Genomic DNA, 26,409 nt, shown 5'->3' with positions numbered 1-26,409 from the left:
ACTGGCAATTTCATGTGGCTCAGCTATTTTTCGCCACAATCAAAGGATAACGACGATCTCGCCGTATCACACTCACTCATGAGTCCGACAGGAGTTTGGGAATGCCCTTCATATCGCGTCCGCGCGCGCTGTCTTATTTCGGTTTTGCGACAATCTTTGCCATCGGTTTCGGTCCTGCCTACGCAGATGACGTAACCATCAGTACCGCCCAGACATCGGCGACCGACACCACCACGCTTCTGGGCTCCGGCGCCGGAACGCTGACGGTGAGCGCCGACGGGTCGATCAAGGTATCGAATGGCACGGCGCTGACCATCAACGGCGATCATTCGCTGACCATGCAGGGGACGCTCCAGTCCGACGATACGACAAACGCCGTCGCGCTCGCGGTCGACACCAGCGACCTGACGCTGCATTCCAATATCGACGTCGAAGGCACCATGACCATCGACGGCCCGACGGACAGTGACAGCGCCACCAGCAATATCGGCTTCAACCTGTTTGGCGCCAACAGCCTGGTGGGGGATATCACCTTCACCAAGGACGCTTCCATGACCGTCAAGGGCGGCGGCTCCAAAGGCATGTATTTCGGCTCGGCCTTCGTCGGTAACCTGGACTTCCAGGGCGGCATCACCATGACCGGCCAGGGCAGCATCGGCATCGATGTCGCTGCACCCGTGACCGGTAACCTGACCATCGGCGGCGGCGTCAACGCCCGCAACGCCGACAGTATCGCCGTCAATATCTCGGCCCCGGTCGACGGTACCTACCTTCAGGAAGGCACCGCCACCGTTGGCGTTTCGCAAACCACGGACAGTAGCGGCAATGTCGTTGACGCCAAGCCCGGCATCGCGGTGATCCATATCACCAATGACATCACCGGCGGCATGATGGTCGGCGGCGAAGGCAAGGATTATGTCGCCTCCGACAGCAGCACCGCACCGTCCAAGGGGTCGGTCACGTCCTACGGCGGTGCGCCGTCGATCCTGATCGAAAACACCAAGGGGGACGGTACTGACCTGACCCTCGGCGCGGCGGACAATTACGGCTACGGTCTCGTGGTGCGCGGGAACGTTTCCTCCTACGGCCAAACGGTCGGCTTTACCGCCAACGCCATCACCCTTGAGGGCGGAGCGAACGGGGAGCTGACCAAGCTCACGAGCGGCCTGCATGTGGACGCCGGCACCGTTTATGCCGATGCGCAGGACGGCAACGCGACCGCCGTCATCATCGGTGACGGTGTTGTGGTGCCGGAAATTTACGACCGCGGCACCATCCAGGCGCTGACGAAAGTGACCGCGACGACTGCCTCGGACGGCACCGTAACCTACGGCACCGGTGGCCAGGCTGTCGCTGTTCTGGTCAATCAAGGCGGCACGCTGAACCGCTTCGTCAACGAAGGCAAGGTCTACAGTGGCTCGGCCGGCGCGGGGATAGACACCTACGGCGTCCGGGATCTTTCCGGCACGCTGACCTATGTCAAGAACACCGGCACCTGGTATGTGGCGCCCAGCACCAACAACGACGGCCAGACCATCGCGCTCGACGTTCGCGCCAACACGACCGGCGTGACCGTGATCAACTCGGGCACCTGGAAGGGCGACATGCTGCTGGGCTCGGGCAACGATAGCGTCTCGCTCACCGGCGGTGACATGACAGGCGATATCCACTTCGGGGAAGGCGCCGACCAGTTCACCATCAGCGGCGATGCCACGTTCGCTGGGGCGATCAGCCACGCGGGCACGCTCGACCTCACGCTCGCGGGTAATGCCGCCTACACCATCGGTTCGACCGATACGCTGTCGGTTACCAACGCCAACATCACCGGCGGCAGCACGCTGAAGGTCTCGGTCGACACCATCAACCAGACTGCCGGCCTTCTGGATGTCAGCGGCACCATGACCATCGATCAGACGGCCGTGGTATCCCCGGTCTTCTCGACCATCGTGGCCGATACCCAGTCTTACGAGATCGTCCATGCCGGGAACCTTGTCGTTGGCGGCACGTCGGGTGAAACCACGCTCGCCAACCGCTCCTACCTGATGCATGTGACACTCGACACCAACCTCACGACCGATACGGTCTCGCTGACCGTGCGGCCGAAGACTGTGGCGGAGCTGGGGCTCACCGGCAACCGGGCGGTGATCTACAAGAATCTGTTCACTTCGCTCGACCCCGCGGACACCATCGGCGGCGCGCTGACCACCGTTTCCAGCCAGCGTGAAGCGCTCGATGCCATGGACGCCCTGTTGCCGGACGTCAGCAACTCGGGCTTCCAGCTTGCCTACACCGGCGTGCACCAGCTGTCCGCCTCGATCCAGGACCGGGTGACCGACATCACCGGCCGTGGCCATGCCGACAGCGGCTTCTGGGCACGCGAAATGGTGGGCTTCGGCAAGCTTGACGCCAATGCGACCTATAACCGGATGAAATATCAGGGCGCTGGTGTGCTGATCGGCTATGACAAGCCGGTTGCCGACGGGCTCCTGTGGGGCATCAGCTCCGGCTTCATGCTGCAAGGGGCTGAGCGCCGCGGCGACCTGGGGGATGACCTGTCGGTCTTCTCGCCCTTCCTCTCCACCTATGCCGTGCTTGCCAAGGGCGGCTTCTATCTGAACGGCACCTTGAGCGGCTGGTACAATAACGCTGACCGCTCGCGTACGCTGGCCATCGGCGCGCTCAGCAAGGCGGTTAAAAGCAGCGCACACGGCTGGACCTTCAGCGCCGAAGCCAACATGGGCTATGACCTGAAGGCCGGCAAGCTGCACTTCCGGCCGCAGGTTGGTGTGCTCTATATGCGCGCCCATGACGGCGCCTACACCGAAACCGGGGGTGACGCCGCCAGCCTGGACGTTCAAAGCCGCACCTACAGCCGCGCCGACGGTCAGGCCCGTGCCAGCCTCGGTTATGACATGACCTGGGAAAAGGGCCGCCGCGGTGAGCCGGACATGATCGTCCGCCCGGAAATCTATATCGCCTACCGGTACAAGCTTTCGGGGTCTGACGGTCCGTCCGTGAACGCCCGCTTCACCGGTACCGACAACTGGTTCAAACTGACCGGCAACCCGATCGCCCAGAAGGGCTATGAAGGCGGGATGTCCCTCAACATCTTCCACGCCTTCGGCACCGCCAGCCTGCGCTATACCTACGAAAAGCAGGGCAACTGGGTGAACCATTACGGCGGCTTCAACTTCCAGCTCCAGTTCTGATAAGGGTCTGACAAAGCTTAAAAGCACAAACGCCGGGGCTTCGAAAGAGGCTCCGGCGTTTTGCTTTCGAGACCATATACATAGTAATCATGCGCCGACATGAGACGCATAAAGTCTTCGCTGTCTAAAAATCCTTGCCATCTTCCCTCTATATCCGTCACATTGTAGTCTCTACTACTTATAGTAAGCATTAATCAGCTCATTATGGAGGGGGACTATGAGTGAACAAGATGCCGTTTCGGCAGATGCCAAGGCTATGATGCAGTTTCAAGCGAGAAGAAAGTCTGTAGGGATCGCCTATTTATTGTGGTTCTTTTTGGGCAGCCTTGGAATTCATCGGTTTTACGCGGGTCAGACGGGGACGGGTGTTGCCATGCTCGTGCTGTTTGTGCTTTCGACAATCTTGCTGGTTGTTGGGGTGGGTTTGGTCGGCCTGTTTGTGCTCGGCATATGGCTGTTTGTGGATATTTTTCTCATTCCGGGGATGGTTGAACGCTACAACGGTGATCTGTTGAGCAGCGTAAGCTAAGGCTGCTGCCTGAGCGTAGGTCCTATATACATTCACATTCATAGCCAAAGATGAACAAGCCATATTCGCCGCGTCAGCAACGTGAAGTCGACTATCACCGTGCGTATGCCCAAAAGCATCAGAAGCGTGTGGAAACAGATATCGACCTGGATGTCGTCCTGGATACGCGGCGGCGTTGGTGGAACGCCTACTGGTCAACCTATGATATTTTGCACAAGCGGGTGAAGCCGGGGCAAAGAGTGCTCGTGGTTGGCTGCGGGTTCGGCGAGGATGCCTGCCGGCTTTCCAAAATGGGGGCTGAGGTTCATGCCTTCGATATCTCGCCCGAGATTATCGCGGTCGCAACGGCGCGGGCCGCGAATTTCGGCTACGCGTCGGTTCGCTTTTCGGTGATGGCGTCTGAAAAGCTTGAGTATCCGGACGATTATTTCGACATGATCTTCTGCCTCGATATCCTGCATCATGTGGATATCCCGGCCACGCTTCAGGAATTCAAGCGCGTCATCAAGGACGGCGGCAGGGTGATCGGTGATGAGCTTTATACCCACAGCTGCCTACAGAAGGTGCGGGAAAGCCGCTTCATCGAAAAGGTCCTGTATCCCAGGATGCGCCGCTACATCTATCAGGACAGCAAGCCCTATATCACCGAGGATGAGCACAAGATAGACGAAGACGAATTCCGTCTTCTGCAGGCAACCATGACGTCTCCGGACGTGCAATATTTCAATATCTTCATCGGCCGTCTGCTGCCTGACCGCTATGCCTTCGCCGCCAAGGTTGATCGCTTTCTCATGAAATGCCTCGGGGGCTTTGGCCGCTATGTCGCCGGTCGTGTCCTCTTCGACGGCGTCTTGGCGAAGTGATAACCCTCCACCGTTTTCTCACCGCGCTTCCCGGCCCAACTTTTCCATCTTCTTAAGCCATGTCGCCCGCTTTTCGGCGCTGGCGGCTTCCACCATGCCGAACAGGGTGGAGCGGATCGGGCCGAAGCCGACGAAGCCCAATATGTTGCGTTCCAGGTTCTTGAGGCCGTGAGCACGGAAGAACAGCCGGTAGATGAAGCCCGGCATCCCCATGGTGATAACGATGCGCGCGCTGGTGCCCTTCATCAGGCGGCGCCAGGCCATCAGGTTATCGGGTTCCTCCATCAGGCTCGGCCGGAACACCTGCTCGAAAAAGCCCTTGAGGAGCGCGGGCATGGTGCCGAGCCATAGGGGATAGAGGATCACCACATGGTCAGCGGCCAGTACGGCCTTCTGCGCCGGGATAAGCGCCTCGGGCGTCGGATCATCCTTGTATGAACGCTGGGAGCGCAGGAGCGGGAACTCAAGCGCGCCGACGGCAACAGACGTCACCTCATGCCCGGCGGCTTCCGCGCCCTTCTTGTAGGCGCCCGCCAGCGCGCCGATCAGGTGCGGTTCGGCCCGATCCGGGTGGCCGTCGAGGATCACGATTTTCTTGCCCATGGCTGATGCTCCCGCCGTGTCATTGATGGCAGGACCATAGCACCCGGACGGGCTGAAGCGCCTTGACGGCGGTCAATGGGGCATCTGATGGGCGGGATAACGAAATGGGCGGCGCTGGCCCTCGGGCATGAGAGGCGCGCCGCCCGGTCGATAAGCTATCGGGTCTGAGCTCTAAGGGATCAGGCCGCTAGCTTGTCGAGCTTTAGAACCAGCGTCTCAATTCGCGCTGTTTTCACCGTGACGATCCCACGAATTTTGCTGAGCAGCACGGTCGCCGCATGATCGTCAAGGTCAGAACAGTCGAGCTCAATCCAGTGCATGCCGTCCTGGGTGCGGCGGGCGGACAGGGTATCGGCAAGGACGCCGCGGACAGCGAACATATCCAGCATCCGGGCCAGGGTGCCATTGTCATGCTCGGCCAAAACCGAGAATCGGGTTCGTGTATTGCCTCGTAAAACCATCGTCTGGGTCTCCTTTTGTGACGACATTTCCATTGGAACCAGAAAAATACCCCCATGCACGCGGAAAAGGCTTCCTAAGATCGCGGTTTTGTGCAAATTTACGGGAAAATTTCTCACTTAAATATGTGAATATGAGACAATGTCCTCAGATATTGATGAACTCGATGCTAAAATCCTGAATCTGATGCAGGCGGACGCCAGTTTGCCCCTCAACGAGCTGGCGGAGAAGGTTGCCTCCAGCCGGTCGGCGGTGTGGCGCAGGGTGCAGAAGCTCACCGAAGCCGGGGTCATCAAGAAGCACACCATCCTACTGGATGCGCCCAAGGCCGGGCTTGGCGTGCTGGTGTTCGCGCAGGTGAAGATGCACGCCCACAGCCGCGACAGCCTGCCGAACTTCATCGAAAAAGTGAGAAACTTTCCCGAAGTGATCGAATGCCACACGCTGATGGGCAACATCGATTTCATCGTCAAAATCCGCGTGCGCGACGTGCAGGCCTATGAGGAATTCTTCTGGAACCGCCTGTCGCAGATCGAAGGCGTGCGGGAGATCAGTAGCTCCATCGCGCTCACCGCGGTGAAGGACACCACCGAGCTTCAGGTCATGCCGACAGGATAGGAGAATAGAGTGACTTCTGAATATTATGGCATGTCAGTGAATGAGCGTTTGTTTGCCGCGGACTTGATGGACAGTTTTGCGGAAGCATGTGCTGCATCGAATGTTGCCGCGCTTCGGCATTTACTCCGGTCTGTTGAAATGCCCGAGGCCGACATCGAAGCCTTCATTGCTGGCTTTCCGCAGACGGATGGAAACTCAGAATAGGCTTGGCTTCTTATCGTTTCTCCCCCGCGCGCTCTTGCCGCTTCGGCTTCAATACAGTATAGCCAATGATCTTGATGGTTCTTCCGGGTCAGCCCGGAAGCGAAGAGGGAACACGGTGCGGCCCATAGGGGCTTAATCCGTGGCTGTGCCCGCAACTGTAAGTGGGGAGCGGCCGTCCATTTGGTCCACTGGTTTGCATAACCGGGAAGGCAGGGCGGCGGCGACGATCCATGAGCCAGGAGACCTGCCATCGCGTCGCCCCTTCCGCCGGCCGGGTCAGCCAGGTGGAGCGGACAAACCGTGCAGGCGACAGCTAGGTCGCTGTGCATGGAGTTTGTCCCGGGTTCCCTGAGATATCTCCAGAGCAGCTTTTATAACCAGGCAGGCAAAGACCTGTCTTAGGCTCATGGAGTAATCAATGTCCCCACGTTTCACCCTTGCCCTTCTGGGCGCCACGGCCTTGTTGCCGGCCTCAACCGCATTTGCGGACGATACGGCCGCCAGCCTCGACGCGCCTGATGAGATCGTCGTCACCGCTTCCCGCCGCGCGGAGAAGAAGGACGATGTCGGCGCCAGTATTTCCGTCGTCACCAAGGAAGAGCTTCAGCGCAGCCAGGCCGCGTTTGTGCTCGATGCCGTCCGCAGCCTGCCGGGTGTTGAGATCAGCCCCAACGGCGCGTTCGGCGGCCAGGCCACGGTGCGCATCCGCGGGGCGAGCGCGGACCAGAGCGTGGTGCTGATCGACGGCATCCAGGTGAATGACACGTCCTCGCCCGGTGGCAGCTTCAATTTCGGCACGCTCGACACCAACGGCCTCCAGCGCATCGAGGTGCTTAAGGGGCCGCAGGCGGTGCTCTATGGCTCGGACGCCATCGGCGGCGTCATCAACATGATCTCGGAAACCGGCGGCGGTGCGCTTTCGGGCTCCGTGTTCGGCGAATATGGTGCGTTCGACACCTTCCGGGGCGGCGCGACGGTGAAAGGCGGCGGTGACCGCTTCGGCTTCAACCTGTCGGTCGGCGGGATGCAGACCGTCGGTATCTCGGCGGCGGATGCCGCGAACGGCAACACGGAGCGTGACGGCTATGACGCCTACGGCTTCCATGGCCGCGTGACCGGCAAGATTTCCGATGCCGTCAGTGCCGAAGTGATCGCCTACTATAACCACAGCTACACGGAGACGGACAGCTGGGGCCCGGTCGACGGGCCGGATAATGCGCGCTCGAAGGACTATGCGCTCGCGGGCCGCCTGCATGTGGACCTGATGGACGGCAAGCTTGAAAACACGCTGTCGGTCGAACGTTCGGGCATCAACCGGGTCAGCGATTCCGGCGGCTGGATCAGCGAAGGCCACGGCAGGCGCACCGATATCAATTATCTCGGTGTCTATCAGCTCACCGACACGCTGCACCTGACCGCAGGCGCGGAGCGGGAAGTGGTCGCGGCAAGGTCTGTCACCACGGGCAGTGTCGGCATCAACAGCCTGTTCGGCGTGCTCGCTTATCAGCAGAAGGACGGCCTGTCGCTGTCCGCGGGCGTACGTTATGACGACCATGAAACCTTCGGCGGCACCACCAACGGCCAGTTCCGTGCGTCCTACCGCTTCGCAGGCACCGGTACGCGCGTCTTCGCCAACTGGGGGCAGGGTTTCAAGGCACCGACACTGTTCCAGCTGACCTACATCTGTACCTTCTGCGGGCTTTCGGCACCGTCGAGCGGCCTCAATCCCGAACGCTCCAAGGCGTGGGAAGCTGGGCTCGAGCAGACGCTGCTGGATGAGCGAGTGACGTTAAGCGCCACCTATTTCCACCAGAATGTCACCGACATGATCGATTTCAGCTACAGCGCGGGCTATGTGAATATCGCCTCGGCACGGCTGAGAGGCGTGGAGCTGGGGCTAGCGGCTGCCTTGACCGACAGTCTGCATCTGGACGCCAACTATACCTTCACCTCGGCGAAGGATGGTGTGACCGGCGTGCAGCTTATCCGCCAGCCGCGTCACCGTGTGTTTGCGGCGGTCAACTGGGACGTCACCAAGCGGTTCAGCACCCGTCTGTCGGTGACCCACACCAGCAGCATCGTGGATTCGAACACGCTGACCGTGGATGCCTGGACTCGTGCCGACCTGCGCGCCGCCTACAAGCTCAATGACCATTTCGAGCTTTACGGTCGTATCGATAACCTGTTCGATGCCCAGTATGAGGAGCTGTGGGGCTACGGCACGCCGGGCCGCTCCGGCTATATCGGGATCAGGAGCAAATTCTGATGGCTGAACGGTTTTCATACCGTTTCCTGAAAAACGCGCTGGCGGCCTTGGCCGTCAGCATCCCCCTTACCGCTGCCGCGCAGGCTGTGCCGGAGCGTGTCGTGTCGCTCGACTTCTGCGCCGACCAATATGTGCTGGCCTTCGCCGACCGGGCGCAGATCGCCGCCGTGTCATCCGACGCGCTCACGCCGGACAGCTTTTTCCGCGCCCGCGCCCTCGGCCTGCCGGAAATCCACGGCACGCCCGAGGAGGTGCTCGCGCGCCATGCAGGCCTCGTGGTCCGCACCTGGCGCGGCTCCCTGGCGACGGATGCGCTTGTCCGCCGTTTGGGCACCAGGACGTTCCAGCCGGGCTATGCCATGACGCTCGCAGACAATTTCACCCTGTTCGAAAAAGCCGCGGCCGCGCTCGGCCATCCGGCACGGGGGCGTGCGATGGCCGCAGATTACCGCACCCGGCTGGCGGCCCTCAAGGCCAAGCCGAAAAGCAGGTTAAAGGCGGTTTACATGACGCCGAGCGGCTTCACCGCGGGCACCGGCACCTATGTGGATAAGGTGATCCATCTGGCCGGATTCGACACGGTTGCCCGCGAGGCTGACCTCAAAGGCTGGGGGCCGCTGCCTTTGGAGAAAATGATCATCAGCCCGCCGGACCTGATCATCGGCAGCTTCTTTGACCGGCCGGACGTGCATATCTCCGCCTGGTCGGGCGGTCGCCACAGTGTCTACAAGCGCCTGCTCGCCAGCCTGCCGGTCATCATGGTGCCAAGTCGTGAGCTTTCCTGCGGCGGTGCCTTCTTCGTCGACGCGGCTGAGACCATCCGCAGGAAGGGTGAAACACTCGGGCTGTTCAGCAAGGCGGAGGCGACGCCATGATCCGCTATTTGCAGAAAAGGCCATGGTCCCTGAATGCCGCGCTGGTGCTGGTCATCCTTCTGATGGTTATTGCGGCCAGCATGGTCGGTGAAGTCTCACTGGCGCCGGGCCGCGTGGTCCGGGCGTTCTTCGGTGGGGCCGATGACGCCGCCAATATCATCGTGCGGGAGCTTCGCCTGCCGCGCATCCTGATCGGGCTTCTGGCAGGCGCGGCGCTCGGCTATTCCGGCGCGGCCTTGCAGGGGCTTCTCCGTAACCCGCTGGCTGACCCCGGTGTGATCGGTGTGTCGGCGACCGCGAGCCTCGGGGCCGTGATCGCCATCTATCTGGGTCTTGCAGCCCTCACGCCGCTTGCCGTGCCCCTCAGTGCCATGTCAGGCGCGCTTGCCGCCACGCTCATCCTGATGATGCTGGCGGCCAGGGACGCCAGCGTGCTGTCGCTCATCCTCGCGGGGATCGGGATTTCCAGCCTCGCCACCGCAGGCATCGCGCTTGTCATGAATTTCGCGCCGACGCCGATGACCTTGCAGGACATGATCCTGTGGATGCTCGGCAGCCTGGAAAACCGCACGGTCACCGACCTGATGCTGGCGGGGCCTTTCATCCTGCTCGGCTGGGCGGTGATGGTGGGTGTCGGGCAGGGGCTCAATGCCCTCAGCCTCGGCGAAGATGCCGCCCGCTCGCTCGGCGTTGATATCGGCCGCCTGCGCCTGCGCATTGTGCTCGGCACCGCCCTGTCGGTCGGGGCGACGGTTTCCGTTTGTGGGGCGGTTGGTTTCGTCGGCCTGGTGGTGCCGCATTTCGTGCGCGCGCTCATCGGTTATGAACCGCGCAAGCTGATGCTGCCGAGCGCCTTGATGGGCGCAATCCTGATGACGCTGGCGGATATGCTGACGCGCCCGCCCATCGGCCATGGCCAGCTTCGGCTCGGGGTGGTGATGGCCATCATCGGCGCGCCGGTGTTCCTCTATATCATCTATAAAACGCGGGAGAGCATGCGATGAACGCGGGTCTCCATGTAAAAAATCTCTCCGTCACCCTGGGGGGGAACAGTATCCTTCGGAACGTGTCGTTCGACGTGAAGCCGGGTGAAGTGGTCGGCCTTATCGGCGCCAACGGCGCGGGCAAAAGCACGGCGCTTCGGGCCGTGCTCGGCCTCGCGGAGCCTGATTTTGCCGAGATTGCGGTAAATGGCACCCCTGTTGCGGGGATGAGCCCGCGTGTGCGCGCGAAAACGCTATCCTACGTGCCGCAGGGTGCGCCGGTGCATTGGCCGCTCACAGTCGAGCGGTTGGTCGGTCTCGGCCGTATCCCGCACCTGTTGCCGTGGCAGGACATGCGCGCGCAAGACAGCGCCGCGATCGAGCACGCCATGCGCGCGACCGATTGCTGGCGGCTGAGGGACAGGCTGGCGACCACGCTTTCGGGCGGCGAACGCGCCTTGGTATTGCTTGCCCGCACCATGGCGGTCGGCGCGCCCTATATGCTGGCGGATGAACCGACGGCGTCCCTCGATCCCTATCATCAGCTTCAGGTGATGGACATCATGCGGGCCGAGGCCGCGCGCGGGATCGGTGTCCTGCTGGTCATCCATGACCTCAGCCACGCGCTCCGCTACTGCGACCGGCTGGTGCTGATCCATGACGGCAAGGTGCTGGCGTCCGGCGCGCCAGATGACGTGCTGACCGATGAAAACCTGGAAACCGCCTTCCATGTAGCGGTCAGCCGCTGGCAGGATGGTACGGGGCAGTTCCTCGCCCCACACCGCACCGGGGGCCGATAAATCCGGCTTGCTTTTCCTGGCCCTTATCGGGCAATCAGGAAAGGGCTGGTTTCATCTTGGGGGCGCGCATGGACGCACTTCTTACGCTGTTCGATTATGTCGGGGTTTTCGTTTTCGCGATCTCGGGCGCTTTGGCGGCCGTCCGCAAGGGCATGGACCTGTTCGGCATCGTCGTGCTCGCGCTGATGCCAGCGGTCGGCGGTGGCACGCTCCGTGATCTTGTGCTCGGCCAGCCTGTCTTCTGGATCGAAGGCACGCGGTATATCTATATCGCGCTTCTGGGGGCGGGGGTGACCTTCCTGTTCGCACATTATATCGAGGGCGGGCAGGGCAAGCGCCTCAAGTGGCTGACCTGGGCCGATGCTGTCGGCCTTGCGCTCTTTTGCGTCGTGGGTGCGGAAAAAGCGCTCGATGTCACTGGCAGCTCATTGGTCGCGACCATGATGGGTGTGGTCACCGGTGTGGCGGGCGGGATGCTCCGCGATGTGCTGTGCGTCGAAATCCCGCTGGTGATGAAAAAGGGCGAGGTATACGCGACCGCGGCCTTTATCGGCGCGGGAACCTTTTGCCTGATGCGTTATGTGGGCGCGCCCGGCGTTGTGACGGTTTGGACCGCCATGGCCGGGGCTTTCATCGCGCGCGCGGGCGGTATCCTGTGGAACTGGACGCTGCCCAAGGCGCTGCACTGATCCTTATCAGAAACTCAGGATGTGCCCGATGCTGGGCTTGACCTTGCCGTCAAGCGTGGCGCGGTACACCGCTTCCATCTCATTCCGGCCGGTATGATGCTCCACCGTGATCCAGTCCTTGGCCTGGCTGATGAAAGCGGCCCAGGCTGCGGCTGATTTGGCCTGCAGCTTGTCGTTGCCCCATTCCTTGGCGCGCTTCTGGCCTTGGGCGGGGGCGAAGAACAGCGTTGGGCGTGGGCCCTTGAGGTCCTTGTTCGATCCCATATCGTCCCAATGCGACGCCCCGACTGATGAGCTGAACTTGAGGTTGTCGGCGAAATGGCTATGGACCGCGCGCCGGACAGGGCCGCTTCCGGCCATGTCCACATACACCGTGGGCGTGCCAGCATCCAGGCTCTGGATTTTGTCATAGGCCACGATTTCGTCATAGCAGCCGAGTTTCTCGCAGAAGCCGACATTGCCGGGGGAGGTGAGGCCGATCACCTTCACGCCCTCGCGCTTGGCGGCGAGGAAGGCGACGCCGAAGGCGGTCTTGCTGGAGGCGCTCGACAGCACCAGTTGGGCCGCGCCGAAATAGTCATTGTCGTCCAGGAAATCGTCAATCAGGAAGCTGGTCATGAAAAGCGGGCGGAAGATCATCTGCAGGTCTTCGCCGTCTGCGCTGTAGCCCGGGTCGGTGGTGGTGCGGACATAGGTGTTGTAGATCGGGCTCAGCTCCCGCCGGTGGGCGGCGCCGTCCATGAAGCCCGCGGGCGAACATTTGACCGGGCTTACCGTCAGGTGGCTCGACATCGGGTAATAGCCGTAGAAGCGTTCGCCCACTTTCACGCCCGCGCATTTGGAGGCGACCACATCACCGAAGCCCCAGACGGGCACGCGGCCCCAGCCGTCATGCGCCGGGAAGAAATCCCAATAATGCATGGCCTCCCCGAATGCGGCGTAGGTGACATTGTTGGCGGTGAAGGCGACGCTGTCCACCTTCAGGATCACCTCCCCGTCCTTGAGGGCAGCGGGCTCGACCGGCACTTCCCAGAAGGATGTTTCATGCAGGGCGTCACGGCGGACAAGAAAGTCGGTGCGGGTGATTGTGGACGACATTTTGGTTTCCCCTCATGGAGCTGTGTTCGGTTGCGAAGATAGGCCGAGAACACAATAAATCAAACCGGTGGTGGATTTGACGGCTGGGCGAATAGCATCAATTTTGCTACTGTAGCGGCAGTTTATTTTTAGGTGCTCCCAAGGTTGGAGCCCGGTGGCGTTAATGGATTTTCAGGGGAACGACGCGATGGACTTTTTACAGAAAAACACGCCCACCATGGATGAGATCATCCATTATGTGACCGAATTCGGCGTCACCATACTCAGCGCCGTTGTGGTGCTGATTGTCGGCCTGTGGTTCGCGGGGGTGGTCGAACGCAGGCTCAAGGCGCTGTTCGCGAAATCCGACAAGCTGGATGACACCGTCGGCCAGTTCCTCGCCAGCCTGTCCAAATATACCGTGATAACCTTCACCGGCATCGCGCTTCTCGACCAGTTCGGCGTGCAGACGACCAGCCTCGTCGCCATGCTCGGTGCTGCTGGCCTTGCCATCGGTCTCGCACTGCAGGGTACGCTCTCCAACCTGGCGGCGGGCGTTATGCTGCTGGTGTTCCGTCCGTTCAAGGTCGGCCAGTTCGTTGAGGTTGCGGGCCATGCCGGGGTGGTCAAAAGCATTTCGCTTTTCATGACCAAGATGGACACGGGGGACAATGTCCGTATCTCCATCCCGAACAGCTCGGTGTGGGGCGGGTCGATCAAGAACTTCAACCATCATGACACGCGCCGCCTGCAGATCGTCTACGGCATCGGCTATGGCGACAATATCGACAAGGCGATGGACGTGATCAAAGATATCCTGGCGAAAGATGCGCGCTGCATGACCGACCCGGCACCCGTTGTGGCGGTAACCGAACTGGGCGACAGCTCGGTCAATATCATGGTGCGGGTCTGGTGCGCCTCGGGTGACTTTTGGCAGCTCAACTGGGACCTCTTGAAGGGGGTGAAGGAAGCCTTCGACGCCAATGGAATCAGCATTCCGTTCCCGTGCCGCACGGTCTATAGCGTGGCCGATTAACCCTTCACATGGGGCTATGGCGTCCCCGCCAGCGGGTGGGGCGCCCTTAATGGAGACAAAAGAAACGAATTTTGCCGCAAGGAGCGCACTTTCGGTCTCATTTTAGACTTTCGTTTATTGACGGCAGGCCTGCCCTGCTGCTTATCTTTGCGCTTCGCAGTCGGGGGAACGGGCACGGGTTGGGCTGGGCCATCACTTTCCGGCGACGCAAACAACAATAAGACAAACAAACCGACCCTGGAGGGGGAAACATGATCAAGAACTGGTTGAAGCTGTCGGTGGCGACATCGGCAATTTTCCTGGCAGCCGCGTGCGGCCAGAAACAGGAAAAGGCGCAGGAACACAAAGGCCAGGCCGCTCAAGAGCAGCCGGCAAAAATGGCGGAAGCCAAAAAGCCGGAACTGGGCACCTGGGGCGTCGACCTCACGTCGCGTGACCAGGCCGTGAAGCCGGGCGATGACTTCTTCAAATACACCAGCGGCAAATGGTACGACAGCTACACCATTCCGGCTGACCGCACGAGCTACGGCGCCTTCCAGGCGCTGCGTGACCGCTCGGAAGAGCGTGTGAAGACCATCATCGAGGAAGTCTCGGCCAAACATGCCGCCGAAGGCACGCCCGAACAGAAGGTCGGCGACTATTACGCCAGCTGGATGGATACGGACGCCGTCAACAAGCTGGGCATCAGCCCGCTGCAGGGTGACCTCGACCATATCGCCGCCATCAAGGACAAGGCTGACCTGATCCAGGAATTCGGCAACTCGGAATATGACAATAGCGCGAGCCCGATCCGCGCCGGTTGGGATTTCAACCGCAAGAACCCGGACCTCTATGAGCTCGACATCGTCACCGGTGGCCTCGGCCTCCCGGACAAGGTTTATTATCTCGACAAGACCGAGCGTTTCCAGAAGATCCGCGAAGCCTATGTCGCCAACATCGCCAAGATGCTGAACTTCGCCTATAAGGACGAAGCCCGCGCCAAGGCCGATGCTGACAAGATCCTCGCGCTTGAAACCAAGCTGGCCGAGCCGCAGTGGGCGCGCGCGGAAAAACGCGACGCCGACAAGACCTACAACCCGATGACGCTGGATGAGCTGAAGGCCAAATACCCGGGCTTCGACTGGGATGCCTTCCTGAAGGCACACGGCTACAAGCAGGACATCAAGGACCTGAACCTCAGCTACCCGTCGGCGACCGGTCCGGTGATCGATGTTATCAATGCGACCGACCTGGATACCTGGAAGGCCTATCTCACCTACCACCTGATCTCCTCGAACGCCTACCTGCTGTCGGACGAGATCGACAACGCCAACTTCGATTTCTACGGCAAGGTCCTGAATGGCCAGCAAGAGCAGCGTCCGCGCTGGAAACGCGGCGTCAGCATCGTCGGCGCGCAGAACGGTCTCGGCGAAGCCCTCGGCCAGCTCTATGTCCAGCGCTACTTCCCGCCGGAAGCCAAGGCCAAGATGGTTGAGCTGGTGGAGAACCTGCGCAAGGCGTATGGCCAGCGTATCGACGCGCTCGACTGGATGAGCCCGGAAACCAAGAAGGCCGCGCATGAGAAACTGGCGACCTTCCGTCCGAAGATCGGCTATCCGGACAAGTGGCTCGACCTTTCGGGCATCAAGATCGTCCGCGGTGACCTGTTCGGCAACGCCCGCCGCGTGCGTAAATTCTTCGAGGACCGGGACAACGCCCGTATCGGTCAGAAGACCGACCGCGACGAATGGTTCATGACCCCGCAAACGGTCAACGCCTACTATAACCCGCCGTTCAACGAGATCGTGTTCCCGGCCGCTATCCTGCAGCCGCCGTTCTTCGATCCGAACGCCGACATGGCTGTCAACTATGGTGCCATCGGCGCCGTGATCGGCCACGAAATGGGCCACGGCTTCGATGACCAGGGCGCCAAGTTCGACGCCAAGGGCGTTCAGCGTGACTGGTGGACCCCGGCTGACTTCAAGGCCTTCCATGAGCGTACCGAAGCGCTGGCTGGCCAGTATGACAAGTATGAAGCCATCCCGGGTGCTTTCGTGAACGGTAAGCTGACGCTGGGCGAAAACATCGGCGACCTTGGCGGTGTTTCCGCGGCGCTGACGGCTTACAAACTGTCGCTCCACGGCAAGGATGCGCCGGTGATCGACGGCTTTACTGGCCTGCAGCGCTTCTTCCTCGGCTACGGCCAGGTGTGGAAGAGCAAGATGCGGGATCAACTGACGCTGCGTCTGGTTAAGACCAACCCGCACTCACCGGCCATGTTCCGGGTGAACGGTGTCGTCCGCAACGTACCGCAGTGGTACGAAGCCTTCGACGTCAAGCCGGGTGACAAGCTCTACCTGCCGCCTGAAAAGCGCGTGAAAATCTGGTAAACCGGACTAACGGTTATCCCACGAAGGGGCTGGCATCCGCCGGCCCCTTTTATTTTTGGGCGGGAGGTCAGTGGAGAAGAGCTATCAAACTCATTGTCGTACCGGGACTTGATCCCGGTACCCATACGGTGCACCTGGCGCGTGCGCCCGTGTCAGTCATGGACCCCGGGATCAAGTCCCGGGGTGACACCGGAGAGACGGTAGAGATCACAGCAGGGCCTGCAGGTAGCGCAGCAGAGGCTCGACCGAAAAACCGCCGATAATCAGAATGGCTATGATCCTGGCAATGACGACATAGCCGGGGCCTTCGAAGGTAATTTTGACGGGGTCTTTCATTTTTCTCTCCGAGGCGTAGACGCAAAAATCGCTCGGAGAGAACGGTATCAATAGGAATGCCTTTTAGGGGGGGATGTCAAAGGTAGAATGCTTAGTATAACAAGAATTATCGCTACCTCTATGTGGTGATGCTTTGCCTGTTACTATATGTGGTGTTGATATGGGCGTTGCGAATTCATTGGTTCTTACTCCTGCCAGGAGTAAGTGGTGTTCTTCCTCCCAGTGTGATTTCGGAATTTCATTTCTCCGACGAGGAGTCGCGAACGGGTGAGTGTCGACCATTTAGGCGTTGGCTGTGCCCAGAATCCAATCCCGGAACAGGGCGATCTTGCGGCTGGCGGCTTGCGTATCCGGGTAGACGAGATAGTAGGCTTGTTCGCTGATGGCGGGCGCGCCGAAGGGGGCGATCAGGCGGCCTGTCTTCAGGTCATCAGCGATATAGAGAAGCGGCAGCACCGCGACCCCGAGGCCTGAGCGCACGGCCTCAATCATCATGTTAAAATTCTCGAACTTGGGGCCGCCCACTGGCACGGCACCCTCCAGTCCGTTGGCGTCCGCCCAGGTGGCCCAGGCGGTCGGGCGCGTGGTCATATGCAGGCGGTCGTAGGACGATAGCGGCGTGCCGTCCGCATAGAGATCGGGTGCGATGACAGCGACGACTTCCTCGCCCATGATACGGTGCGCGGTCACGCCCGGCCATGTGCCGCTGCCATACTGGACTGCGACATCGGTGCCGTCGGCGGTGAAATTGAAGGGTCCGAGCCCGGTGACGATATTGAGCTGGATGTCAGGGTTGCCTTGCGTGAAGCCGCCAAGCCGCGGGATCAGCCAGCGGGAGCCGAAGGTGGGTAGAAGGCCGAGCGTCAGCACCTTATCGTCGGTGCCACCCGCCATCAGGCGCAGGGTTTCCGCTTCCATTTGGCTGAGGAGCAGGGTGAGCGCGGCGGCATATTGCACGGCCGCTTCGGTGGCGATCAGCCGCTTGCGTTCGCGCCGGAACAGCGCCGTGCCGACATAAGCCTCAAGGTTGCCGATCTGGCGGCTGACCGCGCTTTGCGTGAGGTTCAGCTCATCCGCGGCGCGCGTCACCTGGCCGTGGCGCATGACGGCGTCGAAACATTCCAGGGCGGTCAAAGGCGGGATACGGCGTTTCATATTGGAAGTTCATAACTTTTTGTAATGATAACAGTCTGAAATGTTACTTTATGTGCGCCCGGAATGCACTATACATTCATGAAAATCATTATTGGCCGCTTTATGGGAAGGAGCCCCGCCATGAGCAAGAAAGCCCAATTCAACTGGGAAGACCCGCTGTTTATTGATGACCAGCTCACCGAAGAAGAGCGCCTGATCCGCGATAGCGCGCGTGACTATTGTCAGGCGAAGCTGATGACCCGTGTCCTCGAAGCCAACCGGCATGAGCGTTTCGACCGTGAGATCATGAACGAGCTTGGCGAAATGGGCCTTCTGGGCGCGACCCTGCCGGAAGAGTTCGGCGGTGCTGAAGCAAGCCATGTCGCCTACGGCCTGATCGCGCGGGAAGTTGAGCGCGTGGACAGCGGTTACCGCTCGGCCATGTCGGTCCAGTCCTCGCTGGTGATGCACCCGATCTATGCTTATGGCAGTGACGAACAGCGCAAAAAATATCTGCCCAAGCTTGCTTCGGGCGAATATGTCGGCTGCTTCGGCCTCACCGAGCCGGACCATGGTTCCGACCCTGGCTCCATGCGCACCCGCGCCGAGAAGGTTGACGGCGGCTACAAGCTGACCGGCAACAAGATGTGGATCACCAACAGCCCGATCGCCGACCTCGCGGTTGTGTGGGCGAAGCTGGATGATGTCATCCGCGGCTTCATCGTTGAGCGCGGCATGGAAGGTTTCTCCACGCCGAAGATTGAAGGCAAGATGAGCCTGCGTGCCTCCATCACCGGTGAGATCGTGCTCGATAACGTCTTCGTCCCGGAAGAAAACCTGCTGCCGAATGCCAAGGGCCTCGGTGGTCCGTTCGGCTGCCTCAACAAGGCACGTTTCGGCATTGCCTGGGGCGCGCTTGGTGCCGCCGAATTCTGCTGGCACGCCGCGCGCCAATATACGCTCGACCGCAAGCAGTTCGGCCGCCCGCTCGCCCAGAACCAACTGGTGCAGAAGAAGCTGGCTGATATGCTGACCGAAATCACCCTCGGTCTGCAGGGCTGCCTGCGCGTTGGCCGCTTGCTCGATGAAGGCAAGGCAGCACCCGAGTGCATTTCCATCATCAAGCGCAACAGCTGCGGCAAGGCGCTGGACGTCGCCCGCATGGCGCGTGACATGCACGGCGGCAACGGCATCTCCGATGAATTCCACGTGATCCGCCACATGGTGAACCTGGAAACCGTCAATACCTACGAGGGCACCTATGACATCCATACCCTGATCCTCGGCCGCGCGCAGACCGGGCTTCAGGCCTTCTTTTAAGCGAGGGGGTTTTTATGGCCGGTCCGCTTTCCGGAATCCGGGTTCTCGACCTCAGCCGCATCCTTGCGGGGCCGTGGGCAACCCAGTGCCTTGCTGACCTGGGTGCCGACGTCATCAAGATCGAGCGCCCGGGCGCAGGCGACGATACCCGCACCTGGGGCCCGCCCTTCTTTGAGGAGGGTGAGACCCGGCTGTCGGCCTATTATATGTGCGCGAACCGGGGTAAGCGCTCGGTTACGGTGGATATGACCAAGCCGGAAGGCCAGGCGCTTATCCGCCGCCTTGTCGAGCAGTCGGACATTCTGGTTGAGAATTTCAAGGTCGGTGGCCTGAAGAAATACGGCCTGGATTATGATAGCCTCAAGGCGGTGAACCCCGGCCTCATATACTGTTCGATCACCGGCTTCGGCCAGACCGGGCCTTACAAGGACCGTCCGGGCTATGACGCGCTCATCCAGGCGCTTGGTGGGCTGATGAGCATCACGGGGGAGCCGGATGGCGTGCCCGGCGGTGGGCCGATGAAGGTAGGCGTGGCGGTGACCGATCTGTTCACCGGGCTCTATAGCACCATCGGCATCCTCGGTGCGCTCCATCACCGGGAGAAGACCGGTGTAGGCCAGCATATCGACATGGCGCTGATGGATACGCAGATCGCCGTGCTTGCGAACCAGAGCATGAATTATCTGGTTTCCGGCAAGGAACCCAAACGCTTGGGTACCGCACACCCGAGCATCGTGCCCTATCAGGCGTTCAGGACGTCAGACGGCCATATGGTGCTGGCGGTCGGTAACGACGGTCAGTTCGCGCGCTTCTGCAAGGCCGCTGGCATGCCCGCGCTTGCAGAAGACCCGCGTTTCGCCACCAACCCGGCACGTGTTGCCAACCGGGAGGAACTGATCCCCATCGTCGCCGGCATGATCGCCGGGCGCACGACCGATGAGTGGACCACGCTGCTTGAGGAAGCGAATGTGCCGGGTGGACCGATCAACACCATGGGCCGTGTGTTCGACGATGCGCAGGTTCAGGCGCGGGGTACCGTGCTGACGCTTGAGGCCGAAGACGGTACGCCGATGCCGTCTGTCGCCAACCCGATCCGTTTTTCGGAAACGCCAGTGGTTTATGACAAGGCCCCGCCCGCGCTGGGGGCGGACACTGACACCGTGCTAACGGACGTGCTCGGACTCAGCGCCGAGGAACAGGCGATCATTCGGGCAAGCAAGGTTCTGGGCTAGAAGCGGCGGCTCAGGCCCAGCATCATCAGCGTATCCTGCAGCCCGGCGATATGCCCGGCGTCAAAGCGGTGGCCGAGGTTAGCTTCCATCAGCCAGCCGTCCAGTGTCAGGCTATAGGCAGCTTCGACCGCCAGTTCGCGGCCTGACGGCGCGAGCGAGACACGGCGGCTTCTGAACAGCACATCGCCCGTGTCGGGGTTAAGCCCGGTACCGGTGACATAATGACTGACGGCGCGTTCGACCCTCAGCGGCTGATAGAGGCTAAGGCTCAGGCTGTCATTATGGGCCAGCGCGCCTTCCTTTGCAGCGATCAGCGAAAAGCTGGTGCCATAGATGGTGCCGGTGCCCGCGAACAGACTGCTTGCCGCGCTGGCAGCACGCGTGGCGGTGCCGGTCAGTCGGGCGCTGAGGCTGAACCCATCCCCGAGCCAGGCGTTGCCGTCCACGGTCAGCCAGGCGGTATCAGCGCCACCTGACAGCGCGAACCCGCCCGCCGAGCGGCTGCCGAGCACGCTGTCGCTTTCGCGGGTCAGGCCCAATTCGGTGCCAAATTGGCCGATGCCTAGGTAATGGACCAGGCGTGCCGCGACCGACAGCGTGCGGCTGTCCCCTTGAAGAGCCCGGACAGGGTGGTTCTTCTCCCCCGAAACCGATGCGATGGCGGCACCGACCCAGAGGTCTGTGTCCTCCCCAAGCCGCTTCCCGGTCAACAGGTAAGCGCCTTGGCCTGTGGGCAGAACGGGGTCAGACGCGCCGGTAAGCGAGAAACGCCCTGCGACCGGGTCATCCACCGGGGTGCGGGCGAGGGCGTCAGTGAGGCTCCGCCCCGTGCCGATCGCCCATTTTGACCCGGCGTAAGACCCGGTGAATTCGAAACTGGCGCTGACCTTGGGGCCGAGGTTTTCGCCCGCCTCGCCCATCAGGGCGCGCTCTGGGGTCAGCCGTTTGTCCAGGTTCACCACATAGCTCATGGTGCCGGGGCCGAGGGTGAGGGCCGACGCGCGCCAGTCCGCCCGCGCATCCATCCGGGCGAGGATATTCATCGCCGGATCGCTGGTTGAGACCATGCCGGAGGTGTCGATCTGGAAATCGCGGTGGTAGCTATCCAGGATCATGGTGTGCTTGAGGCTGGCCTTCAGCCCCGGAACATCACCAAAGGCCGCGCCGAACCGGAGGCCTGTCTGGGTCACCGGCACCTGGGGTTTCTGGCCGCTTCTGACCGCGATCGCGCTTGCGCCCACGGGCTTGAGTGCCGCGGCCACATTCAGAAGGCCATGGCCATAGACATTGTCCACCCCCGCCACGCCCAGATCGGTCGCGGTATCGAGGAGGATATTGGCCACTTGGCGTGCTGTCAGGGTCGGCCAGCGTTCGAACAGGAGGGCGGCGGCGCCTGAGACATGCGGCGCTGAGAAGCTGGTGCCGTTCAGGTAATACAGCCCAGCGCCGTCCGTGTCCGTGACCCACGGGGCAACCACGCGTACGCCGGGGGCGACCAGATAATAATTCTTGGCAATACCGTCGCCCGCCTTGTCGGAAAAATCGGCGATCTGGTTGTTCTGGTCGACCGCGCCGACAATCAGCATGGCACCGTTGCCGCTCGAGAGAAGGCCATTTGCCTGCAACTGGTCGAGCGCATCGAGGTTAGAGAGTGACGGTTCGCTGCCGCTGTTGTTCCCGGCGGAAGCGACAAGGAGCGCGCCTGCCGCGACCGCGTTGGTGGAATCGTCGAGCACATAGCGCTGGCTGACCTGCGGCGGGTTGGCGATCACGTCGCCTTCGTCATAGCCGAAGGATTTGTTGATCACCCGCGCGCCGTGCTGGACCGCATAGGTCCAGGGGTCGGAAACGGTGTAGAGGACGCCGTTCTGGCTGGTCTGGTAGGCATTGACGCCTGAGAAAAAGTCGATCCCGAGCACGGTGGCGCCAAAGGCCACGCCGTGGGTATCGACATCGTTTTTGACACCGGCGGCGATCACGGCGACGGCCTGGCCGTGGGGCGTGCTGGTCGCACCCTGGCCGATCTGGGCTTCGTAGATGGCGCGGTAGGCGGGGTTTTCGCCTGCGCTCGCCGCTGAGAAATTCACCTCGGGGGATGAGAAGTCGAAATTATAGTCGACGATGCCGATGGTCACACCCTTGCCGCTGTAGCCCTGGGCGTAAGCGTCGGCGGCGCCGATGGCTTCCAGCCCCCAGTTGGCCTGATATTCCTTGGTGCGGAAATCATCGGCTGTTCCGGTGACGGAGGGGGGCGCGGATACGGGGCCCGAGGAGCCGCCGCTTGGGGTTTGTGGGGTAGGCTGGCTGGTGGCGCCGCCGCCCGAACAGGCGCTCAGGCAAAGCGTTGCCGCTGCAACAAAACAGATGGTCGTAAGCTTCAGCCGGTGGGCCATGGGCTCCTTCCCCAAAAGGATGCGTCGGATTTCTCAGCCTATCCTTTTTAAAGGCATAAACAAGGGGGCATAAACCATTGTTGAGGCGACCGTGATCGCCCCCTTCTACACGGGGAAGTCAACAAGGCTTGATGCCGTATCTAAGCTTTATGGGTGTATGAAGGGACAGGAACGATCCTTGGGGGAGGTGTAAGATGAAACGGTTATCCACCACATTTATCCTGTTGATGATGGCTGTGGCCGCTGTGGCTGTCGCGCCAACCTCTGCCGCGGTCGCGGGGGAAGCCCCTGTGTACACGGGGGTCTTCAGCGACCTGGCGGTCAGCGGTTATGACCCTGTGTCCTATTTCACCGACGGCAAGCCGGTGAAGGGCTCAAAGAAATTTACCATACGTTACCATGGCGCATTGTGGCGTTTTGCCAGCCAGGCCCACCTGGATGCTTTCCTCGCGGACCCTGAGAAATACGCCCCGCAGTATGGCGGTTATTGCGCCTGGGCGGTTGCGCAAGGCTATACCGCGAGCGGCGACCCCAAGGAATGGCGCATCATCGGTGGCAAGCTCTACCTGAATTATAGCGCCAAGATCAAAGCCCGCTGGGAGAAGGATATCCCCGGTTTTATTAGGAGCGCGGACGCCAATTTCCCCGGGCTTGTGGACAAGCCCAAGGAATAATCGGTCAGCCCCAGTCACCTTCTGTCGGGATATTCAAAACCACACCGCAGTGTTTGCAGTGGACGGCATCAGGGTCATGTCGGCTGAGGCCGCAGCTCGGGCACTTATATTCCACCTTGATCGGCCGGAAGATGGTCTGCACCAGGCGCAAGAACAGGCCGACCCCGAATACCATGATGACGATGGTGACCATACGGCCAAGGGAATCCGACATGGTGATGTCGCCGTAGCCGGTGGTCGTGAGAGTGGCGACCGTGAAATAGAGCGCATCGAAGTAATTGTTGATCGCCGGGTTTTGCCGCGCCTCCAGCACATAGACAACGGCGGTGATCACGAAGATGAAAATCACCAGGTTGATGCTGGACTGGATGATCTGTTCATTGCGTTTGAACCAGGGCACCTCGCCCCTCAGCGTCTTGAGCATATGGTAGGAGCGCATGAGGCGGAGCATGCGCACCACGCGCAGGAACGCCAGGTTTTCCACCAATAGCGGAGACAGGAGCGACAGGATCACGATGAGGTCGGTCAGCGACGAGAAACGGAAGGCATAGCGCAGACGCTTCTTCTCCAGCACCATGCGGGCGCCATAGTCGGCTGCCAGCACCAGCGCGATCAGATAATCGAGTATCCGGCCGGTTTGCCCCTCATGGAGCAGCGAGGAGATAATGAAATAGGAGATGGTGACGAGGTCGAAAATCAGCAGGAAATAGCGGAACCAGCGTCCGCTTTTATCATCGCCGTAATAAAGCCTTTGCAGGCGTTCACGCATCTGCTGCCTCCCCGTCAGGTTATGTCACAGCGTGCCAAATTGGGGGCAGGGGCGCAAGCAGCCGATGACCCCTGCAATGCTTTGCGCTGGACGAAGGCCTTTCTGTGCCTATGATGGCTCCCTGGGAATGTATGTAAATAAAGGGAGTTTCGCATGCGTTTGATGCGTTTGTTCGCTGTGGCCTTGGCTGCATCCTGGTGCTTTATGGCGCCAGTGGTGGCCAAAGACGGCAGCCCCATCTACACCTATGAAACCCAGTTTCACCCTAAACTTGCCAAGAACGGCATGGTTGTCAGCCGGGATAAATATGCGTCCGAGGCTGGGCTGGAGATTCTGAAAGAAGGCGGGAACGCGGTGGACGCCGCGGTTGCGACGCTGTTTTCGCTGGCCGTGACCCTGCCGCAGGCCGGGAACATCGGCGGCGGTGGCTTCATGATGATCTATCTGAAGGACCAGGATAAGACCATCGCGCTCGATTACCGCGAAATCGCGCCGAAGGCGGCCTTCCGCGACATGTACCTCAATAAGGATGGCAGCGTGGACAACAACCGCGTCCGTTTCACCCTGAAGGGCTCGGGCGTGCCGGGCACGGTTATGGGCCTTACGGAAGCGCTGTCCAAATACGGCACCCTGCCGCTGAAGCAGGTCATGGCCCCGGCGATCCGTCTGGCGGAGCAAGGCTTCCCGATGACCTGGAGCCTCAATGAGACGCTGAAGGAATATAAGGACCGCCTGCAGGCGGACCCGGCCGCGAAGAAATATTTCTACAAGGCCGATGGGTCGGTTTATGCGCCGGGTGAGATTTTCCGCCAGCCTGTCCTTGCCAAGACCCTGAAGACCATCGCCGAGAAGGGTGCTGACGGTTTCTATAAGGGCTGGGTGGCAGACGCGCTTGTCAAGACCATGGAAGAAGGTGGCGGCCTCATCACCCATGAGGACCTGAACACCTACAAGACCTTCACGCGCAAGCCGATCATCGGCACCTACCGTGGCTACAAGATCGCGACCATGCCGCCGCCGTCCTCCGGCGGGGTGAACCTGATCGAGATGCTTAACGTGCTCGAAAACTGGCCGATGAAGTCCTACGGCCTGAATAGCGCGGCCTATATCCACCGTCTGGTCGAGACGATGAAATATGCCTATGCTGACCGCTCCAAATTCCTCGGCGACCCGGCTTTCTATGACGTGCCGGTGAAGGAACTCACCAGCAAGAAATACGCGAAGAGCATCTATAATCTGATCGACCCCAACAAGGCGACGCCGTCGTCGAAAATCGGTCCGGCGAAGAAGCTGCCGTATGAAAGCCATGAAACCACCCAGACGTCGGTCATGGACAAGTATGGCAACATGGTTTCGAACACCTATACGCTCAACTACAGCTACGGCAACGGCCATGCTGTGATGGGTGCGGGCTTCCTCCTGAATAACGAGATGGACGACTTCTCGGCCAAGCCGGGCGTGCCGAACGGCTTCGGTCTTCTGGGCGGTCAGGCCAACTCGGTCGAAGCTGGCAAGCGCCCGCTGAGCTCGATGACGCCGACCTTCATCTTCAAGCCGAATGGCGAGCCCTATATCGCCACCGGCAGCCCGGGCGGGTCGACCATCATCACGACGGTGCTGCAGGTCGTCCTCAACACCATCGACTTTGGCTATAACCCTGCTGCCGCCGTTTCCGTGCCGCGGGTTCACCATCAGTGGTACCCGGACCGGATTTACATGGAGCCGGGCCTGAGCGTGGATACCCGCCGTATCCTGGTTGGGATGGGCCACCATGTGAAGATCAACTCGGAAGATAGCTGGGATCAGGTGCTGGGTGAGGCGCAGACGCTGATGCGTGGGCCGAACCATATCATCATGGGTGCGGCTGACCCGCGCCGTCCGGGGGCTTACGCCGCAGGCTTCTAAGCCGGGCGCGCCATTCCAGAAAAGAAAAGGGCCGGAGGAAATTCCTCCGGCCCTTATTTTTGTGCC

General features: G+C 60.9%; 23 protein-coding genes and 1 riboswitch. Of the genes, 16 read left to right on the top strand and 7 right to left on the bottom strand.

Features of this window, described 5'->3' with window-relative positions; genetic code table 11:
- Positions 1-101: 101 nt before the first annotated feature.
- The 3 genes from K6118_RS02050 to K6118_RS02040 all read left to right on the top strand — a co-directional run bounded on the left by K6118_RS02050 (position 102) and on the right by K6118_RS02040 (position 4,601).
- Complete coding sequence (locus tag K6118_RS02050) at positions 102-3,209, top strand: autotransporter outer membrane beta-barrel domain-containing protein (RefSeq protein WP_247118547.1); 3,108 nt, start codon at positions 102-104, stop codon at positions 3,207-3,209.
- Between the two features lie 217 nt (positions 3,210-3,426).
- Positions 3,427-3,738 (top strand): TM2 domain-containing protein, encoded by a 312-nt coding sequence (locus K6118_RS02045; protein ID WP_247118546.1) that lies wholly within the window; start codon positions 3,427-3,429, stop codon positions 3,736-3,738.
- 50 nt (positions 3,739-3,788) lie between these two features.
- On the top strand, positions 3,789-4,601 hold the full coding sequence (locus K6118_RS02040) for a class I SAM-dependent methyltransferase (RefSeq protein ID WP_247118545.1): 813 nt from the start codon (positions 3,789-3,791) through the stop codon (positions 4,599-4,601).
- An 18-nt stretch (positions 4,602-4,619) separates the two neighbouring features.
- Here K6118_RS02040 and K6118_RS02035 read toward each other — a convergent pair whose 3' ends face one another.
- Positions 4,620-5,204, bottom strand: coding sequence for an NAD(P)H-dependent oxidoreductase (locus tag K6118_RS02035; RefSeq protein WP_247118544.1), 585 nt, complete (start codon positions 5,202-5,204; stop codon positions 4,620-4,622).
- A gap of 179 nt (positions 5,205-5,383) precedes the next feature.
- On the bottom strand, positions 5,384-5,665 hold the full coding sequence (locus K6118_RS02030; protein WP_247118543.1) for a hypothetical protein: 282 nt from the start codon (positions 5,663-5,665) through the stop codon (positions 5,384-5,386).
- Between the two features lie 139 nt (positions 5,666-5,804).
- On the opposite strand from K6118_RS02030, the gene K6118_RS02025 reads away from it, so the two are divergent.
- The 7 genes from K6118_RS02025 to K6118_RS01995 all read left to right on the top strand — a co-directional run bounded on the left by K6118_RS02025 (position 5,805) and on the right by K6118_RS01995 (position 12,098).
- Positions 5,805-6,281: an Lrp/AsnC family transcriptional regulator gene (locus K6118_RS02025; RefSeq protein WP_247118542.1), complete on the top strand. Its 477-nt coding sequence runs from the start codon at positions 5,805-5,807 to the stop codon at positions 6,279-6,281.
- A 9-nt stretch (positions 6,282-6,290) separates the two neighbouring features.
- Positions 6,291-6,485: a hypothetical protein gene (locus K6118_RS02020; protein WP_247118541.1), complete on the top strand. Its 195-nt coding sequence runs from the start codon at positions 6,291-6,293 to the stop codon at positions 6,483-6,485.
- A gap of 58 nt (positions 6,486-6,543) precedes the next feature.
- Positions 6,544-6,750: riboswitch (cobalamin riboswitch) on the top strand.
- Positions 6,751-6,903: 153 nt separating this feature from the next.
- On the top strand, positions 6,904-8,751 hold the full coding sequence (locus K6118_RS02015; RefSeq protein WP_247118540.1) for a TonB-dependent receptor plug domain-containing protein: 1,848 nt from the start codon (positions 6,904-6,906) through the stop codon (positions 8,749-8,751).
- A complete protein-coding gene (locus K6118_RS02010) occupies positions 8,751-9,626 on the top strand; it encodes an ABC transporter substrate-binding protein (protein ID WP_247118539.1) in 876 nt (291 codons plus the stop codon). The genes K6118_RS02015 and K6118_RS02010 overlap by 1 nt, the downstream gene beginning before the upstream one ends.
- Entirely contained in the window at positions 9,623-10,630 is a 1,008-nt protein-coding gene (locus K6118_RS02005) for a FecCD family ABC transporter permease (protein WP_247118538.1), read from the top strand. The genes K6118_RS02010 and K6118_RS02005 overlap by 4 nt, the downstream gene beginning before the upstream one ends.
- The gene (locus K6118_RS02000; RefSeq protein ID WP_247118537.1) at positions 10,627-11,409 is read left to right on the top strand and encodes an ABC transporter ATP-binding protein; all 783 of its coding nucleotides are present in this window, start codon (positions 10,627-10,629) and stop codon (positions 11,407-11,409) included. The genes K6118_RS02005 and K6118_RS02000 overlap by 4 nt, the downstream gene beginning before the upstream one ends.
- A 68-nt stretch (positions 11,410-11,477) precedes the next feature.
- Positions 11,478-12,098: a trimeric intracellular cation channel family protein gene (locus tag K6118_RS01995; RefSeq protein WP_247118536.1), complete on the top strand. Its 621-nt coding sequence runs from the start codon at positions 11,478-11,480 to the stop codon at positions 12,096-12,098.
- 6 nt (positions 12,099-12,104) lie between these two features.
- On the opposite strand, the gene K6118_RS01990 is transcribed toward K6118_RS01995, so the two are convergent.
- Entirely contained in the window at positions 12,105-13,196 is a 1,092-nt protein-coding gene (locus K6118_RS01990) for a DUF2855 family protein (RefSeq protein WP_247118535.1), read from the bottom strand.
- 187 nt (positions 13,197-13,383) lie between these two features.
- Between K6118_RS01990 and K6118_RS01985 the strand changes: the two genes are divergently transcribed.
- Complete coding sequence (locus tag K6118_RS01985; RefSeq protein ID WP_247118534.1) at positions 13,384-14,211, top strand: mechanosensitive ion channel family protein; 828 nt, start codon at positions 13,384-13,386, stop codon at positions 14,209-14,211.
- Positions 14,212-14,462: 251 nt separating this feature from the next.
- Complete coding sequence (locus K6118_RS01980; RefSeq protein WP_247118533.1) at positions 14,463-16,580, top strand: M13 family metallopeptidase; 2,118 nt, start codon at positions 14,463-14,465, stop codon at positions 16,578-16,580.
- 207 nt (positions 16,581-16,787) lie between these two features.
- Here the strand turns inward: K6118_RS01980 and K6118_RS17270 are convergent, their stop codons facing one another.
- On the bottom strand, positions 16,788-16,916 hold the full coding sequence (locus K6118_RS17270; RefSeq protein ID WP_281500525.1) for a hypothetical protein: 129 nt from the start codon (positions 16,914-16,916) through the stop codon (positions 16,788-16,790).
- 282 nt (positions 16,917-17,198) lie between these two features.
- Positions 17,199-18,071, bottom strand: a complete 873-nt coding sequence (locus K6118_RS01975; protein ID WP_247118532.1) for a LysR substrate-binding domain-containing protein — start codon at positions 18,069-18,071, stop codon at positions 17,199-17,201.
- 120 nt (positions 18,072-18,191) lie between these two features.
- Here K6118_RS01975 and K6118_RS01970 point away from each other — a divergent pair, with 120 nt between their 5' ends.
- Both K6118_RS01970 and K6118_RS01965 read left to right on the top strand, forming a co-directional pair.
- On the top strand, positions 18,192-19,370 hold the full coding sequence (locus K6118_RS01970; protein WP_247118529.1) for an acyl-CoA dehydrogenase: 1,179 nt from the start codon (positions 18,192-18,194) through the stop codon (positions 19,368-19,370).
- A 14-nt stretch (positions 19,371-19,384) separates the two neighbouring features.
- Positions 19,385-20,602 carry a CaiB/BaiF CoA transferase family protein gene (locus tag K6118_RS01965; protein WP_247118527.1) on the top strand — a complete coding sequence of 406 codons (1,218 nt, stop codon included), beginning with the start codon at positions 19,385-19,387 and terminating at the stop codon, positions 20,600-20,602.
- Here K6118_RS01965 and K6118_RS01960 read toward each other — a convergent pair.
- Positions 20,599-22,995 (bottom strand): S8 family peptidase, encoded by a 2,397-nt coding sequence (locus K6118_RS01960; RefSeq protein WP_247118526.1) that lies wholly within the window; start codon positions 22,993-22,995, stop codon positions 20,599-20,601. The genes K6118_RS01965 and K6118_RS01960 overlap by 4 nt on opposite strands.
- A 194-nt stretch (positions 22,996-23,189) precedes the next feature.
- Here K6118_RS01960 and K6118_RS01955 point away from each other — a divergent pair, with 194 nt between their 5' ends.
- Complete coding sequence (locus K6118_RS01955) at positions 23,190-23,669, top strand: YHS domain-containing (seleno)protein (RefSeq protein ID WP_247118524.1); 480 nt, start codon at positions 23,190-23,192, stop codon at positions 23,667-23,669.
- A gap of 4 nt (positions 23,670-23,673) precedes the next feature.
- On the opposite strand, the gene K6118_RS01950 is transcribed toward K6118_RS01955, so the two are convergent.
- Positions 23,674-24,438, bottom strand: coding sequence for an ion channel (locus tag K6118_RS01950; protein WP_247118521.1), 765 nt, complete (start codon positions 24,436-24,438; stop codon positions 23,674-23,676).
- 153 nt (positions 24,439-24,591) lie between these two features.
- On the opposite strand from K6118_RS01950, the gene ggt reads away from it, so the two are divergent.
- Positions 24,592-26,343, top strand: a complete 1,752-nt coding sequence (gene ggt, locus K6118_RS01945; protein ID WP_247118520.1) for a gamma-glutamyltransferase — start codon at positions 24,592-24,594, stop codon at positions 26,341-26,343.
- The last annotated feature ends 66 nt before the right edge of the window (positions 26,344-26,409 follow it).

Source organism: Kordiimonas marina (assembly GCF_023006325.1).
Taxonomy (GTDB): Bacteria; Pseudomonadota; Alphaproteobacteria; order Sphingomonadales; family Kordiimonadaceae; genus Kordiimonas; species Kordiimonas marina.
This window is presented reverse-complemented; position numbering and strand designations above follow the sequence as displayed.